The organism is Deinococcus seoulensis (genome assembly GCF_014648115.1).
GTDB lineage: Bacteria > Deinococcota > Deinococci > Deinococcales > Deinococcaceae > Deinococcus > Deinococcus seoulensis.
The window spans coordinates 20,264-35,904 of sequence record NZ_BMQM01000013.1 but is presented as its reverse complement, the minus strand read 5'-3'; the positions used below and the strand labels follow the sequence as shown (position 1 = coordinate 35,904).

General features: G+C 72.7%; 11 protein-coding genes. 6 read left to right on the top strand and 5 right to left on the bottom strand.

Annotated features, from left to right (window positions below):
- The first annotated feature begins 40 nt into the window (after positions 1-40).
- Entirely contained in the window at positions 41-634 is a 594-nt protein-coding gene (locus tag IEY70_RS10620; RefSeq protein WP_189064991.1) for a flavin reductase family protein, read from the top strand.
- A gap of 61 nt (positions 635-695) precedes the next feature.
- Here IEY70_RS10620 and mutL read toward each other — a convergent pair whose 3' ends face one another.
- From mutL to mutS, 4 genes are all read right to left on the bottom strand, one after another.
- On the bottom strand, positions 696-2,336 hold the full coding sequence (gene mutL / locus IEY70_RS10615) for a DNA mismatch repair endonuclease MutL (protein ID WP_189064990.1): 1,641 nt from the start codon (positions 2,334-2,336) through the stop codon (positions 696-698).
- A 73-nt stretch (positions 2,337-2,409) separates the two neighbouring features.
- A complete protein-coding gene (locus IEY70_RS10610) occupies positions 2,410-3,801 on the bottom strand; it encodes an FAD-binding oxidoreductase (RefSeq protein WP_189064989.1) in 1,392 nt (463 codons plus the stop codon).
- Positions 3,802-3,838: 37 nt separating this feature from the next.
- Positions 3,839-4,240, bottom strand: coding sequence for a hypothetical protein (locus IEY70_RS10605; protein WP_229777834.1), 402 nt, complete (start codon positions 4,238-4,240; stop codon positions 3,839-3,841).
- Positions 4,241-4,254: 14 nt separating this feature from the next.
- A complete protein-coding gene (mutS, locus tag IEY70_RS10600; RefSeq protein ID WP_229777833.1) occupies positions 4,255-6,795 on the bottom strand; it encodes a DNA mismatch repair protein MutS in 2,541 nt (846 codons plus the stop codon).
- A gap of 586 nt (positions 6,796-7,381) precedes the next feature.
- Between mutS and IEY70_RS10595 the strand changes: the two genes are divergently transcribed.
- A complete protein-coding gene (locus tag IEY70_RS10595; RefSeq protein WP_189064986.1) occupies positions 7,382-7,714 on the top strand; it encodes a 4a-hydroxytetrahydrobiopterin dehydratase in 333 nt (110 codons plus the stop codon).
- Entirely contained in the window at positions 7,711-8,199 is a 489-nt protein-coding gene (locus tag IEY70_RS10590) for an acyl-CoA thioesterase (RefSeq protein WP_189064985.1), read from the top strand. Before IEY70_RS10595 ends, IEY70_RS10590 begins: the two co-directional genes overlap by 4 nt.
- 19 nt (positions 8,200-8,218) lie before the next feature.
- Here IEY70_RS10590 and IEY70_RS10585 read toward each other — a convergent pair whose 3' ends face one another.
- Entirely contained in the window at positions 8,219-8,878 is a 660-nt protein-coding gene (locus tag IEY70_RS10585) for a cyclase family protein (RefSeq protein ID WP_189064984.1), read from the bottom strand.
- A 114-nt stretch (positions 8,879-8,992) separates the two neighbouring features.
- Here IEY70_RS10585 and IEY70_RS10580 point away from each other — a divergent pair, with 114 nt between their 5' ends.
- The 3 genes from IEY70_RS10580 (at position 8,993) to IEY70_RS10570 (ending at position 15,632) form a co-directional block, all read left to right on the top strand.
- Positions 8,993-11,419: an AfsR/SARP family transcriptional regulator gene (locus IEY70_RS10580; RefSeq protein ID WP_189064983.1), complete on the top strand. Its 2,427-nt coding sequence runs from the start codon at positions 8,993-8,995 to the stop codon at positions 11,417-11,419.
- A 59-nt stretch (positions 11,420-11,478) separates the two neighbouring features.
- Positions 11,479-13,173 carry a S8/S53 family peptidase gene (locus IEY70_RS10575; protein WP_189064982.1) on the top strand — a complete coding sequence of 565 codons (1,695 nt, stop codon included), beginning with the start codon at positions 11,479-11,481 and terminating at the stop codon, positions 13,171-13,173.
- Between the two features lie 92 nt (positions 13,174-13,265).
- Entirely contained in the window at positions 13,266-15,632 is a 2,367-nt protein-coding gene (locus IEY70_RS10570; protein WP_189064981.1) for a hypothetical protein, read from the top strand.
- Positions 15,633-15,641 lie beyond the last annotated feature (9 nt).

Here is a 15,641-nt window from a genome sequence, read left to right as displayed (position 1 = left end):
CGCCCGCCCCCTCGGCTGCCAGGACCTATGCTGCGAGGGCATGTCCCCGCACTCCCACCCGTCCCTGACCGATCACCCGGCCCCCGCCACGCGGCTGACGCAGACCACCACCCGCCTCTTCGGGTACTACCCCGGCACGGTCGCGCTCGTCACGGCCGCGCACGCCGGAACGCGCAACGTCATGGCGGCCGGCTGGCACACCGCCCTGAGCGAGACGCCCCCCCTGTACGGCGTGTCGCTGGGCCGCGAGCGCGCCACGTACCCGCTGATCCGCGCGTCCGGGGCGTTCGGCGTGAACTTCCTGCCGCTGGCCCGCGCGGACGCCATCCACGGCAGCGGCCTGCACAGCGCCCACGACGGCACCGACAAGCACGCCCTGCTGAACCTGCCCACCCTGGGCGAGCAGCCGCTGGCGCTGAGCGGCGCGTACCTGCACTACACCTGCCGGGTCACGCAGGTCATCCCGGTCGGGGATCACGACCTGATCGTCGGGCACGTGCAGCAGGTCCGCTTCGACCCGGACGCCTTCGACGCGCGCGGCCTGCTCGCCGCCCCGCCCGCCCTGTACCTGGGCCGCAGCGTGTACGCCACCCTGGGCGCCGACCGCCACGACACCCGCCCGGACGGAACGTAGCCCGCAGCCGCTACACCCGGCCACACCCGGCGCCGCGCCCCTCCGGTCAGCGGTCCCCCGGTCAGCGGCTCACGCCGGGCGCCGCGTCCCGCCCGCGCGGCACGTCCCGCACGCCGCGCCGCCCGAACGAGTGCGCCAGATCACGCTCACTCAGGCGCAGCGCGGTCGGGCGGCCGTGCGGGCAGGCCCACGGGTGCTCGCAGGCCGCCAGTGCCCGCAGCACCCCCTCGCCCCGCGCGTGATCCAGCATCCCGGCCTTCAGGGCGGGCGCGCAGGCCAGCCGCGCCAGCACGTCCCGGCGCGGGTCCGGCCCGTCACCCAGCGCGGCCTCCACGATCTGCTCGTGCAGGCGCGGCACGCCCAGCGCCGCCAGCGTGGCCGGCACGGTCCGCAGCCGCGCCAGTCCCGCCCCGAAATCCTCGATGGTCAGGCCCCAGCCCTGTAACTCCGGGGCGCGTTCGTGCAGGCGGGCGGTCTGCTCGGGTGTCAGGTGCAGCAGTTCCGGCTCGGGCAGTTCAGTGGGCGGCCCGGCCAGGGTGCGGGTCAGGTGCTCGAACAGGGCGCGTTCGTGCGCGGCGTGCGCGTCCACGATCCACAGGTCACCCTCGCCCTGCGCCAGCAGGTACAGTTCCTGGTACACGCCCAGCAGACTCAGCGCCGGGAAGGACTCGTTCGCGGTCACGGCAGGTTCCGGCGCGGCCGTCAGGGCCGGAACCGCCCGCGCCAGCGGATGTGCGGCCAGCGCCGTCGCGACCGCCGCACGCACCCGCGCCGCCACGCCTGGCAGGTCCGCCAGCGCCACCACCTGCTTGGCCGGATGCACGTTCGGATTGTGATCCTCCGGCGCGACCGTCAGGTCCAGCACGCACAGCGGCGCCGCGCCCGCCGGGAGCAACTCCGCGAAGCCCTCGATCACGGCGCGTTCCAGTTCCGGCGGGGCCAGCACGGGCCGCCCGTTCACGCTGAAATGCATCCGGTCGCGCCGCGCGCGCGTCAGCTCCGGGCGGGACACCACGCCCCGCACGCCGTCGGCCATGACGGTCAGCACCCGGTTCGCGCTGAGCGGCCCGTAGACGCTCGCCACCGCGCCCCGGTGATCGCCCGGCGCGTGCGTCAGGCGCACCTCGCCGTCCACCGACAGCCGCCAGTACAGGCCCGGATGATGCAGCACGTACCGGCCCAGCAGCGCCGTGATCTCCCGCACCTCCGAGGCCGCCGGAACCTGCGTCCGCAGCCGCGCCGGAAGCCCCGCGAACAGACCACGCACCGACACCGTCGTGCCCGCCGGAGCGGACGTGCGCGACACCAGCACCTCGTCCCCGCAGGCCAGCACCTCGCACGCGCCCACCTGCGCCGCCGGACGCGTCACCAGATGCACCTCGCCCGCCTGCGCCGCCGCCCACAGCGCCTCGCCCCGGAAGCCCAGCGTCGTCACCGCGTCCACCGACGCCGCGTCCGGCGCCAGCTTGCTCGTCGCGTGCCGCCGCGCCGCCAGCCCCGCCGAGCCTGCCGGAATGCCCGACCCGTTGTCCCGCACCCGCACCAGCCGCAACCCCCCGCCCTCCACCTCGACCTCAAGGCGGGTCGCCCCGGCGTCCAGCGCGTTCTCCACCAGTTCCCGCACCACGTCCAGCGGCCGCGACACCACCTCACCCGCCGCGATCAGACGCGCAACGTGAGGAGGCAACACATGAATCGTCATCGTGCCCCGAGGCTAGCGCAGCCCCGCCCCACCAATCCCGCCCCGCACCGCTTTTTCAGGGACGACCGGGTGTTCAGCGTTCGTCCGGCAGCACCTTCCCTGGATTCAGGATGTTCAGCGGGTCCAGCAGCGCCTTGATCTCGCGCATCAGGTCCAGCGCCTCGCCGTGCTGCGCCCGCAGGAATCGCCGCTTGTGCAGGCCCACGCCATGCTCGCCGCTGCACGTGCCGCCCACCCGCAGCGTCTCGGCCACCATCCGGTCGTACGTGACCCCGATCCGCTCCCAGGTGCCTGTGTCACCAGCCGGGGCGTGGAACAGCACGTGAAAATTCCCGTCCCCCACGTGCCCCAGCACGCTCGCGTCCAGCCCGGCCTCCTGAAGCTGCGCCCCGGTGAACGCGATCACGCCCGCCAGCTCATGCAGCGGCACGCACAGGTCCGTGCTCAGGAACACCTCGCCCGGATACAGCGCCCTGAGCGCATAGAACGCCTGATGCCGCGCCTCCCACAACCCCTCCAGTTCAGCCGCGCCGCGCGCCACCTGCACGTCCCGCGCGCCCGCATCCCGGAACAGCTCCGCGCACAGCGACAGCGCCTCCTCCAGCGCCGCCCCGGACGGCCCGGTCAACTCAGCCCACAGGGTCGGCACCTCCGGGAACGCCCGGCCCAGGTGCCGGTTCACGGCCCGCAACCCCTGCGCGTCCATCAGTTCCAGCCGCTCGGGTTGCAGGGCCGCGCCCATCACCCGCGCCGCTGCGTCCGCCGCCGCCGTCACGTCCGGGAACGCCCCGCGCAGCGCCGCCCGGTGCGCCGGAAGCGGCCACAGCCGCACCGTCAGCTGCGTGATCACCCCCAGCGTGCCCTCCGCGCCCAGGAACAGGTGCCGCAGGTCGTACCCGGCGCTGCTCTTGCGCGCCCGGCTGCCCAGGCTCAGCACCCGCCCGTCCGCCAGCGCCACCCGCAGCGCCAGCACGTTCTCGCGCGTCGTGCCGTACCGCACGGCCGCCGTGCCACTCGCGTTCGTGGACGCCATGCCGCCCAGCGTCGCCTCCGCCCCCGGATCCACCGGAAAGAACAACCCGTGCGGCCGCAACGCCCGGTTCAGCTGCGGGTACGTCACGCCCGGCTCCACCACCGCCAGAAACCCGGCCGGACAGACCTCCACGATGCCCGTCAGGCCGCTCAGGTCCAGGCTCAACGCACCGGGCGGCGGAATCAGCTGCCCCTCCAGGCTGCTGCCCGCCGCGAACGGCACCACCGGAAAGGCGAACTCGCGCGCCAGCGCCAGCAGCCGCACCACGTCCTCCTCGCCCCGCGCGAACAGCACCGCGCCGGGCCGCGCGAACTCCAGCCCGCTCTCGTCGCGGCCGTGCGCGTCCAGCACCGCGCCCGCCGTACTCAGGGACTCCCCGAACGCTTCCCGCAACGCCGCGAGCGCCGCCTCTCCCAGCTCCGGTGCTGTCATTCGACCATTTTGCGCCCGACAAGTGGACGGATGATCGTCAGAGTTCGGTGGAGTATGGAACGAGTGTGGTGAACCGCCGCGTGCTCAGGTTGAGGTCGTACACGCCAGCCTGATCGGAGTACACGTCGGCCACCAGCCGGACATGCCCAGCTTCCTGCTGATACACGGCCTCGAACCACCATGGTTCAGACGGGTCGGCTCGGAGGTGAATGGCCGGGCTGTCCGGGCCGGGCGCGATGGGTTCGCCGAACCGTCGGAGGTCCGCCACGATGACACCGTAGCCGACGACGACAGCGTATGTGCTGTCCCATGTGATCACGGCAGCCTCGGGATTGCCGTACATCCAGCCGATCTCCCAGCGTGCCCCGTCCGGGCGCTGGACGGTGACGGTCTCGAACTCGGCGAGGACACTCCAGCCGGCGGCAGAGGTCAGCGTCACTGAGCAGTCAACGGTCATGTAAGGACTTCTGCGCCCGCGCCCAGTTCGCGTTGCCAGCGGTGCAGGGTTTCCAGGGCCTGCATGGGCGTCAGGCGGCCGAGGTCCAGCGTGGCGAGTTCGCGCCTGAGGCGGGTGTCGTCGCCCTGCACGCTCAGGGCGCCCAGCAGCCTCGCGGCGCGGGTGGTGACCGCCCCGGGCAGTCCGGCCAGCCGCGCGACTTCCACGCCGTAGCTCTGTCGGGCGGCGCCGGGCACGACCTGATGGTAGAAGGTCAGGCCGCCGCTGCCCGCCGCATCCTCTTCTGCCGCCACGTGCAGGTTGATCAGGCCCGGCAGGTCGGTTTCCAGGCGGGTGAGTTCGAAGTAGTGCGTGGCGAACAGCGTGTGCGCGCCCGCCGCGTGCAGGTGTTCCAGCGCGGCCTGCGCGATGGCGAGGCCGTCGAGGGTGCTGGTGCCGCGCCCGATCTCGTCGAGAATCACGAGGCTGCGGGGGGTGGCGCCGTGCAGGATCGCGGCGAGTTCGCTCATCTCGACCATGAACGTCGAGCGGCCCCCGGCGAGGTCGTCGCTGGCGCCGATGCGGGTGTGGATGGCGTCGTAGACCGGCAGTTCGGCCCGGTCGGCGGGCACGAACGACCCGATCTGGTGCAGCAGGGCGCACAGGGCGACGGTGCGCAGGTACGTGCTTTTCCCGGCCATGTTCGGGCCGGTCAGCAGCAGCGTGCGGCGGTCCTCGCCGAGCCGCGCGTCGTTCGGGACGAAGCGGCCGCCCAGGCTGCCCTCCACGACCGGGTGCCGGGCCTGGGTCAGGTGCGTGTGGCCGGGCGTGGTGGCGGGGCGCACCCAGCCGCCCAGGGCGGCCATCTCGGCCAGGGCGGCCAGCACGTCCAGTTCGCTCAGCGCCCCGGCCGCCTCGGACAGCGCCTCGGCGTGTTCGGCCAGCGAGTCGCGCAGTCCCGTGAACACCTCCAGTTCCAGGCGTTCGCTGGCGGCGTCCAGGCGGGCGATCTCGCGTTCGCGTTCCCGCAGATCCGGGCGGGTGAAGCGCGCGCGGTCCTTCAGCGTGGCGATCTGCCGGTAGTCGGCCGGGACCTTGCCCAGGTGCGCGCCCGTCACCTCCAGGTAGTAGCCGAACACGCCGTTGAACCCGACCTTGAGGCTGGGGATGCCGGTGCGGGCGCGTTCGCTGACTTCCAGTTCCGCCAGCCACGCGCGGTGCCCGATGGCCTCGCCGCGCAGGGCGTCCAGTTCGGCGTGGAAGCCGTCGCGGATCAGGCCGCCGTCGCCCGCGCGGATGGGCGGCTCGTCCACCAGGGCGGCGCGGATGCGGGTCACGACGTCCGGCAGGCCCGTCAGGCGCGTGCGGACGCTGCCCAGCAGGCCGCCCTGCCCGTCCAGCAGCCCGGCCGCCTCGGGCAGCAGGTCCAGCGTGCGGGCCAGGGACGCCACCTCGCGCGGCGTGGCCCGGCGGGTCGCCACGCGCGCCGCGAGCCGTTCCAGGTCGTGCGCGCGGTACAGCAGGGACCGGGCGGCGCCGCGCAGGTCCGGCGCGCGGGTCAGGGCTTCCACGCTGTCCAGTCGCGCGCGGATGCTCAGTTCGTCCAGCAGCGGGGCGCGCAGCCACGCCCGCAACCGCCGCCGCCCACCGGCCGTGCGGGTGTGGCCCAGCGTGTCGGTCAGGGTGCGGCCCTGCGGGGACTGCGCCGTGAACAGCTCCAGCGCCCGCACGGCCGCGTCCGGCAGGCGCATGTGCGCGCCCGGCTCGAAGCGCACCACGCGCCGCACCATGTCCAGCCGCCCCTGCTGCGTGACCCGCGCGTAGCCCAGGACTGCCCCGCAGGCCCGGCGCAGCGCCGCCGACGCCAGTTCCGGCGACACCTCGCCCAGCACGGTCAGCAGTTCGGAGTGCGCGGCGTCCTCGTCGAAGGTGGCGGGCGAGAGCATCACGGGAAACCGCGCCTGGAAGTCCGCGAGCAGCGCCGCGTTCCCCGACAGTTCCGGCGCCAGCAGCACCTCCCGCGCCCGCCAGCGCGACAGCTCGTCGTACAGCGCCAGGCGCGTGTGGAACGCCGCGCAGCGGAACTCGCCCGTTGACACGTCCAGCAGCGCCAGCGCGTACCCGTCCCCGGTGGCGACCGCCGCGAGGTAATTCTCGTCCGCGCCCAGGTGCCGCTCCTCGGTCACGGTGCCCGGCGTGAGCAGCTGCGTGACCTTGCGCTCCACCAGCCCGCTGCCGGGTTCCTCGACCTGATCGGCGACCGCCACGCACACGCCCGCCGAGAGCAGCCGCTCCACGTGCCCGTCCAGCGCGCGCAGCGGAATGCCCGCCATGGGCGTACTGAAGTCCCGGCTGCTCTTGTGCGTCAGGGCCAGCCCCAGCAGGCGGGCGGTGCGCTCGGCGTCCTCGCCGAAGGTCTCGTAGAAATCACCGACCTGAAACAGCAGCAGCGCGTGCGGCAGCTGCGCGGCCACCTCGTCGCGCATCCGCACGTACTGTTCCAGCATGGGCGGGAGTGCTCCCGACCCGGTTCCCTTCAGGACGTTCTGAGCCCGCATCCCGCGCAGCATAGCGGCGGCGCGCCCCACCCGACAGCGGCGGCGGCACAAACGGAGACGTGGCAGGGGAGAGGCGGGCGCGGCGCAGCGAAAACGCCCGGAATGACCGGGCGCAAGGGGCAGGGGAATCTGTTTTATACGGACTCCGATTGAATGGCTTATAAAGCCGTTCAATCCGAGCGGAGCGAGTAGGAGTCGAAGCTGGTTCCGGACGTGGAGTTAACAGATCGGTGGTGTTCCGATCTGTTAACGAAACAAACGGAATCCGTTTTACTCGTCGCAGCCGAGGGCGCGCAGCAGGTCCAGTTCAGTGATCACGGGGCGGGCTTGAGGGGCCGGGGCTGCCAGGGGTGCGGGGGGGGTAGAACGGAAAAACAGACGGCGCAGCAATGCAGTCATGGGGCTCCTCCTGGGTTGAAACTGAACTGACTCTGACTGTACATGAAGGAACCTTCATTTCGATGTGAAGAAACTCACCGTGCAGCGAGTCTATCCGGGCGGTCAGGTCCGGCCAGCAGGCCTGTTTCCGCTGAACCGTGTCCCGGATTGCCCGCCTGGGCCACCCGCGCCGCCTACCATGCAGGGCATGGCCTACGATCCCCGCATGAACTACGACCCCGCCCGCAAACTGACGGACGGGGACGTGCAGGACCTGAAACCCGACGGCTGGTACGGCGACGACGGCAAACTGTTCCGCGAATTCGAGTTCGGCACGTACCAGCAGGGCGTGGACTTCGCCACGCGGGTCGCCGCGCAGGCCGAGGAACGCGGCCACCACCCGGACCTGCACATCTACTTCCGCAAGGTGCGCGTCAACTTCTTCACGCATGACGCGGGCGGCGTCACCCAGGCCGACATCGACGGCGCGCACGCCGTGGACACCCTGCTGCCCGCCCCGGCGCAGGCAGGCCAGGATTGAAACTCCGCATTCCCGACGCGGACGTCCTGTGGGACAGCCTGCTGCCCCAGCGCCGCCACGAACTGACCCTGCACGTCCACGAGCATGACCTCGACGACCTGCACCACGTGAACAACACCGTGTACCTCGCGTGGTGCGAGCAGGTGGCCCGCGAGCACGCCCTGCGCCTGGGCATGGGCACCGACGCCCTGAGCGCCCTGGGCGCCGTGCCGGTCGCGCGCCAGCACATCATCACGTACCACCGCCCGGCCATGCTGGGCGACCTCGTGCGGGTCCGCACGGCCCTGACCCTGCACGCCGGGGTGCGCAGCGTCCGCGCCTACGCCCTGGACCGCGTGAACCCCGGCGACCCGGAAGGCGGCGTGCGCCTCGCCGAATGCCAGACCGAGTGGGTATGGGTGGACCCCCACTCGGGCCGGCCCAAACGCGCGCCGGAAACCGTGAGCGCCCGCTTCGGCTTCAGCGACGCCGTCCTGGGCCGCTGAAGCCTGCGCGCCTGTCCGCTCAGCCGTTCAGGCCGTCCAGCGTTCCGGCGGGCAGCAGCACCGCCCGCGCCGGGGCGCCGTCCATCTCGGCCAGTGGCAGCGGCAGGCACATCAGGTCGTACTCGCCGTCCGGCACGCCACTCAGGTTCAGGCCCTCCAGGATCAGCAACCCCGTCTCCCGGCAGGCGTGATGCCCGTCCAGGGTCTTGCTGGTCAGCGGGTCCACGCTGGGGCCGTCCGTGCCGATCAGTTGCACGCCACGCCGCGCGAGCTCCCGCACGAAGGCAGGGGAGAGCGCCGTGAAACGCGTCGGGAACTCCTCCCAGTGGGCGGGCTGCCCGGTGTTCAGCAGCACGCGCGGCGGCAGCGTGTCCGGCAGGCCCGCCAGGGCGCCGGGTTCCAGCGTCAGCGGCTCACCGCTGCCCTGCACGCTCACCACGCGGCACCGGCCGATGTACGTGCCCAGCGGCACCTCGTGCAGGCGGCGGCCCGCGTCGTCGTAATGCCAGGGGGCGTCCACGTGGGTGCCCGTGTGCGTGCTCGTGCGGATCTCGCCGGTGTTCACGCTGTCGCCCCGTGCGATGCGCGCCTGCGGTTCCACGCGGAAATCCGGGTCGCCGGGCCAGGTGGGATGGCCGGGCGTGAGCTGACGGGAGATATCCACAGGGAATGACGGCATGCCCCACCATAGACCATTCCCCCTGAACCCCTCCTCTTGAAGTCCTGCTGCTGGTGCGTGAACTGCGGCCCGCCCCGTTGCGCCCGGCGCCGCTTATCCGGAACAATGGAAGGCATGAACCTGCGGACGCTCGGGGACCTGTCCGTGGAAGGCGTCACCTTCCGCCGCGAGAAGGTGCTGCTGCTGCTGGCGTTCCTGTGCGTGGAGGGACCGCAGCCCCGCCGCCGCCTCGCGGACCTGTTCTGGCCGGACGCGGCGAACCCCATGAACTCGCTCGCGCAGCACCTCGTTCACCTGCGCGGCCTGGGCGGCGCCCTCACCGAGGACGGCCCCCGCGTCGGGGCCAGCCTGACCGGCAGCGGCACGCAGCCCACCCAGGACGGCGGGGGGCTGCGCTGCGACGCCTGCGACCTGCGCGAGGCCGTCCGCCGCGGCCGCCCGCAGGAAGCCGCCGACCTGTACCGCGGCCCGTTCCTGGACAGCCTGACCATCCCGCTCGGCGCGGACCTCGAAGAATGGGTGTTCGACACCCGCGAAACCGTCGCCCGCGACGCCCGCACCGCCCTGACCACCCTGGCCGCGCAGGCCGCCGCGCACGGGAACGCCGCGCACGCCGGGGACCTCGCCGCGCGCGCCCTGACCCTGCCCGGCGCGCCCCCCGCCGACGAAATGGAACTCCCGCGCCTGCACCACCTGCTGACCCTGGCCGGACACCCGCTGGCCGCGCAGGTGGAACGCGAGGCCCGCACGCTGGGCCTGCACCTGGACGCCGTGCAGGTCGCGCCGCCCGCCCCGTTCGCCGGGCGGGAAACCGAACTGGCCGCGCTGGGCGCCCTGATGCCCGGACAGGTCGCCTGGATCACCGGGCACGCCGGCATGGGCAAGACCGCGCTGCTCGACGCCCTGGCCCGCGCCGGCGGCTGGACGGTCCTGCCGGGCCGCGCCGACCTGCCCTTCGGCACGCTGGCCCCCCTGAGCGCCGCGCCGCCCACCAGCACCCACGCCGCCCTGAATGCCCTGCGCGACCCCCAGGTGCGCGTGGCCGTGGACGGCTGGGAAGGCACCGACCCCGGCACGCAGGCCACCCTGACCCTCGCCGCGCAGGGCCGGGACGCGCAGGTGCGGCCCGGCGCGGCCCTGCTGATCACGGGCCGCACCCACCCGCCCTTCGACGTGGACCTGCACCTGCACCTGGGACCGCTGGAGCCGGGCGACCTGACCCCCTGGCCGGGCCTGCACGCCCACACCGACGGGCACCCCACCCTGGTCGGCGCGGCCCTGCGCGGCCAGCCGCTGGACCTGCAATTCGGGGCGCGCGTCCGCTCTTACCCGGACCCCGTCCGCGACACGTTCCTGACACTCGCCATTCAGGACCAACCGAACCTGCGCGCCACCCGCGCCGCCATGAATCTGGGCGCGCAGGACTTCGCGCGGATCCTGTCCTTCCTGACCACCGAGGGCCTGACCACCGAGACGGGCCGCGCCTACGCCGCCGCCGCCACCCGCGACGCCCTGGCGCAGATTCACGTGCACGCCGCCCTGATTCACCTGCAACTGGCCCGCGCCCTGCCCGACGAGGACGCCTGGCCGTTCTACGACCGCAGCCGCGACCTGTGGGAAGACGCGGACGAACGCCGCGCCGCCCGCGCCGCCCGTCTCCGCGCGCACGCCCACCTGAAACGCGGGTACCCCGGACAGGCCGCCGAGCTGCTCGACACGCTGCCGGGCCTGCCGGAACTGGCCGTCCCGCACGCCTGGGCCCTGATCGGCGTGGGCCGCTACCAGGACGCCCTGACCCGCCTGACCACCCTCAGCCCCCACGACCAGCAGGTCAGCGACGCCCTGGCCGCCCGCGCCGTCGCCCTGGTCTACCTCGGGCGTGCCGAGGAGGCGGTGGTGCTGGCCGACCGGATCAGCGGCAGCGGCCCCGACGCGGCCCACGCCGCCAGCGTCCGCGCCCACGCCGCCCGCATGCGCGAACAGTGGGACGCTGCCCGCCGCCACAGCCAGATCGCCGCCGATCTCTGGAATCTCCACGGGGACGACGAGGCGCACCTGACCGAGTTGGGCATGGTCGCCCGCGCCCAGGTGGGCCTCGGGGCGGACCCCGGCACCGTCTTCGGGCCGCTGCTGGACCGCGCCCGCGAGATTCCCAGCGCCCGCAGCCGCCTCCTGATGAACTACGTGATGCTGCTCGGCACCCTCGGCCAGCGCCCGCAGGCCGAGGCGCTGTACCCCGCCCTGATGCAGGCCCTCCAGGAGGCCGGCGACACCTTTGGTTTGGCGAACGTCCACATCAACCGGGGCGTGGACGCCCACGAGAACGGCCAGCACACCGAGGCCGCCGCGCACTACCGCGCGGCCATCACCCAGCTGCGCGGCACTGGGAACACCCGCCTGCTGGGCGTTGCCCTGAGTAACCTCAGCGAGATCGACGGCAACCTCAGCGCCTTCGAGGACGCCCTGACCCTGCTGGCCAGCGCCGGGCAGCAGGAACTGGTCGCTCAGATTCGCCGCAACGCCCAGCCCCAGACACCATGAATTCCTGATCATGCCCTGGTCACGACCCACCTGACATGCTGCCCCCCGGAGGGACACCCATGATTCGATCCGCACGCCGCATCCGTCTGACTGCTTTTCTGCCCCTGCTGTTACTGGGAGCTGCGCAGGCCCAGTCTGGCGCGACAGCCGTCACCGCTGTCCGCACAGCCGGGGTCTATCCGGCCGCCGCCGCGCCCGGCGAGACCGCCTGGATCTTCGGGCTGAAGGGCGTGGCTCCGGAAGGCAACCTGAATGTGGGTGGACAGGCGACCGGGTACCGCCTCGACCCGGCCAGCGGCTGGCTGGCCTTCCAGGTGCCGAAGGCCGCCGCCGGGGGGCCGCAGACCCTGACCCTGCGCGGCGCCCCGCAGAACCTCAGATTGAACGTCCTGACCGTGCCGCCCGGCACCGACGCCCTGATCTATGTCCGTCCCGACGCAGCAAAGACCGTGCAGGCCGAGTACACCCGGCGCCTCCAGACCCTGTCTGAGACATGCGCGAAAAGCTGCCCGGCAGAGGTTCAGACCGTCCTGAAACGCCTGAGTGCCCAGCCGTCCCCCGCCCTGACTCCCGTGACGGCACCTGTGAAGGGCCAGAGCGTCACGCCGGGACTGGCGGCGCGGGTCACGGCCCCCACGCTGGCCGCCCGCGCGCCCCTGGTGAACTTGGCCACCCTGAAAGCCGCGAACCTGCCCCAGCTGCTGAACCCGGCCGCGCGCGCCCCCACCGCGCCCACTGACTCCATCTGCTCGGCGCTGGCAGGCACCGTCCCGACGGCCGGGCTTCCGCTGGGGCAGGTGCTGACCCTGCTGGAACTGATTTTCGCCGGTGACCTGCAGACCGACCCCACGCGCGTCGGCTGGCCCAATCAGGGACGCGGCACTCGCAACTGGCCGAACCTGCCCCAGCCGGGCGACCCACCCTACGCGAAAACGCCCCCTGCCGACGTGCTCGGCCGCCTCCTGAACCTCAAGAGCGGCAGCGGCAAGGGCGTGACCATCCACGTCCTCGACACGGCCAGCGCCACAGAGGACACCTTCACGTACAGCGGCCAGTATTACAACGTGCCCTTCACGGATCGCCCCCACCACGGCCGGGCCATCGGCGAGATCGCGCAGGCGGTCGCACCCGGCGCGGCCGTGCAGTACCGGCAGGTGTGCGACAAGGACGGCACCTGTTCCACCCTGAAGACCGTGCAGGCCCTGTGCGCCGTTGCGGCCGAGGCCCGGCGCGGCGGGCGGCACGTCGTGAACCTCAGCGTGGGCGGCCCGAACCCCACGCGCGGCCTGGAACTCGCACTGCGCGAGGTGGCCGCGCTGGGCGTGCCGACCGCCGCCAGTTACGGCAACCGCGACGACTGCGCCGGGCTGGTCGCCGGGGACCGCTGCAACCATTACCCTGCCGACTGGACCCGCGCGTTCGATTTCGGTCCGGCGGTCAACCTCGCGTCCCGCAGTCTGCGGCCCACCATGCTGCTCAGCGTGGCCGGGTGGGACATCGCGGGGCAGCAACTGGCCACGTACAACCGGGGAGTGGGGAACCCCGGCGTGCTGACCGAACCGCCCAGCGTGCAGGCCCCGGGCGAATTCTGGCTGGGCGCTTACCCGTACTTCGGCACCAGCTTCGCCGCGCCGGTCGTGAGTGGCGTGCTGGCAAACTGGATGAGCTGCCAGCCCGGCGTGCCCCTGCTGCCGCTGATCACCACGCCCGGACAGGCGCCCATCGCGGCCAGCGTCGTGAACGCCTGCCCCTGATACGGATTCCGCCATGCCCCCCGTGACCCGCCACCTGGGCAGGTGGTCATAACCGCTTGACCACCCTACCGGGTGTATCTCTACAATGCTCTATGAAACTTCTCACACTCGGTGGAGCGGCGGTCGAGGGCGTCACGTACCGCCGTGAGAAGCCACTGCTGCTGCTGGCGTACCTGTGCCTCGAAGGCCCGCAACCCCGCCGCCGCCTTGCCAGCCTGTTCTGGCCGGACGCAGCCAACCCCATGAACTCACTGGCGCAGAACCTCATTCGCCTGCGCGCCCTGCCCGGCGCGGTCCTCGAACAGGGGGGCCGCGTCGAGGCCCTGATCCCCAGCGACGCCCAGGCCTTCCGTGACCACTGCCTCGCCGCCCGCCCCGCCGACGCCCTGGCCCTGTACCACGGCGCGTTCCTCGACGGCCTGAACATCACCCTGAACCCCGACCTCGAGGAGTGGTTGCTCGACACCCGCGAAACCCTGGCCCGCGAAGCCCGCGCCGCGCACCTGACCCAGGCCGAACACCACCACGCCCACGGCGAACATCCCCAGGCGCACGCGCACGCCACCCACGCCTACCACGTGCCCGGCGCCCCCCCCTGCGACCCCGAGGACCTCCTGCGCCTCTGGCAGATCCTGGGCCACACCGACCACCCACTGACCCTCACGCTGCGCCGCGACGCCAGCGAACTGGCCCTCACCCTCCCCGCACCCGCCCCCACGCTGCCTGCCACCCCCCTGATCGGCCGCGCCGCCGAACTCGCCGCCCTGGCCGCCCTGCCACCCGGACAGATCGCCTGGATCAGCAGCCCTCCGGGCCTCGGCAAGACCGCCCTGCTCGACCACCTCGCCGGGCACGGCTGGCGCGTCCTGCCCGCCCGCAGCGGCCCGCCCCTGGCCACCCTGCAACCCCTCAGCGCCCACCCCCTGAGCAGTGCCGCCGACGCCTTGAACCTCCTGCGCGACACCCGCCTGAAACTCGCCCTCGACGACTGGGAAGACATGGACGACGCCACCCGCACCGTCCTGACCCTCGCCGCCCGCCAGCACCCCGGCGCGACCCTCGCCATCACCGCCCGCCAGCCCCCCGCGCTGCCCACCCCCCACCACCTGCCCCTGCACGCCCTGACCGAACACGACCTGCAGGCCCACCCCGGCGCGCACGCCGCCACCGGCGGCCACCCCACCCTGCTCGCCGCGCACCTGAACGGCACCCCCCCCGAACAGACCCTCGACGCGCACCTGACCCTCCTCGGCCCGGACCACCGCCACCTGCTGATCGCCCTGGCCGCGCAGGAACCCCCCAACCTCGCCGCCACCCGCGCCGCCCTGAACCTGACCCCCGACACGCTGGCCGCCACGCTGCACACCCTGACCCGCGAGGGCCTCACCACCCCGGACGGACAGGTGCTGACCACCACCGCCCGGCAACTCCTGAACGCCCACCCCCTGACCACCACCCTGACCCACCTGCACCTCGCCCGCCACCACCCCAGGGAAACCGCCTGGCCCCACTGGCTGGCCGCCCGCCACTACTGGGAACCGCACGACCTCCCCGCATGCGCCGCCGCCGCCCACTGGCACGCCGACCAGCAGATGAAAAGCGGCCACCCGGCCAGAGCCGCCAGGACGCTGGAAAGCGCCCCGCAGACCGACGCCGTGAACCTCCTGCGAGGCTGGGCGGAACTGAGAACCGGCAACGCCACCGCCGCGCAACGCACCGTGGACGACACCCACCCCACCCCCACCCACCGCCCCCGACCCTGGCAGATCCTGGCCGCCGCCTGCGCCCTGAAACTCGGCCACCTGAACATCCTGCGCGAACTGCTGGACACCCTCGACCACACCGGCGCCCCACCCGAAGCCCGCACCGTTCACCTGCGCGGCATGCTCGCCCTGCGCGAAGCGCGGGACGCCGAAGCCAGAACCCTCTTCCGGCAGGCAGGCCTGCGCTTCCGCAGCGAAGGCCTGCCCGGCGACGCCGTCATCGCAGAATCCCTGGTCGCCATGCTGAACGTCAGGCAGGGCCAACCCGTCCACGCCGCCTTCAGGGACGTCCTGCACGCCTCACGCCCATTCCCCCGCGAACGCGTTCACGTCCTCACCAACTACGTGTACTCCCTGACCGCCACGCACGCCCCCGACACCGACGTGAACGCCGCCTACGAAGAAACCGTCACCCTGGCCGAACAGACCAACGACCTCGAAGGAGGCGCCGCCGCCTGGAACACCTGGGGCGTCCACGCCCACCTCGCCCGCGACTACGAACAGGCCGCCCACCGCTACCGCCGCGCCCTGCACCTCGTCGAAGGCACCGGCAACCTCAGACTCCACGGCCTCATCCAGAGCAACCTCAGCGAACTCACGGACGACCACGCCCAGCTCGCCGCGACCCTCGACCTCCTGAGCAGCGCAGGCCACGACACCCTCAGCCAGACCATCCAGAACAACATCCTGCGCTGAACCGCCACA

Excerpts from the sequence above, each read along its gene's own strand:
- mutL (WP_189064990.1), bottom strand. The coding sequence starts at position 2,336 with ATGACGATTCATGTGTTGCCTCCTCACGTTGCGCGTCTGATCGCGGCG.
- IEY70_RS10575 (WP_189064982.1), top strand. The coding sequence starts at position 11,479 with ATGATTCGATCCGCACGCCGCATCCGTCTGACTGCTTTTCTGCCCCTG.
- IEY70_RS10610 (WP_189064989.1), bottom strand. The coding sequence starts at position 3,801 with ATGACAGCACCGGAGCTGGGAGAGGCGGCGCTCGCGGCGTTGCGGGAA.
- IEY70_RS10620 (WP_189064991.1), top strand. The coding sequence starts at position 41 with ATGTCCCCGCACTCCCACCCGTCCCTGACCGATCACCCGGCCCCCGCC.
- IEY70_RS10580 (WP_189064983.1), top strand. The coding sequence starts at position 8,993 with ATGAACCTGCGGACGCTCGGGGACCTGTCCGTGGAAGGCGTCACCTTC.
- IEY70_RS10585 (WP_189064984.1), bottom strand. The coding sequence starts at position 8,878 with ATGCCGTCATTCCCTGTGGATATCTCCCGTCAGCTCACGCCCGGCCAT.
- mutS (WP_229777833.1), bottom strand. The coding sequence starts at position 6,795 with ATGCGGGCTCAGAACGTCCTGAAGGGAACCGGGTCGGGAGCACTCCCG.
- IEY70_RS10595 (WP_189064986.1), top strand. The coding sequence starts at position 7,382 with ATGGCCTACGATCCCCGCATGAACTACGACCCCGCCCGCAAACTGACG.
- IEY70_RS10570 (WP_189064981.1), top strand. The coding sequence starts at position 13,266 with ATGAAACTTCTCACACTCGGTGGAGCGGCGGTCGAGGGCGTCACGTAC.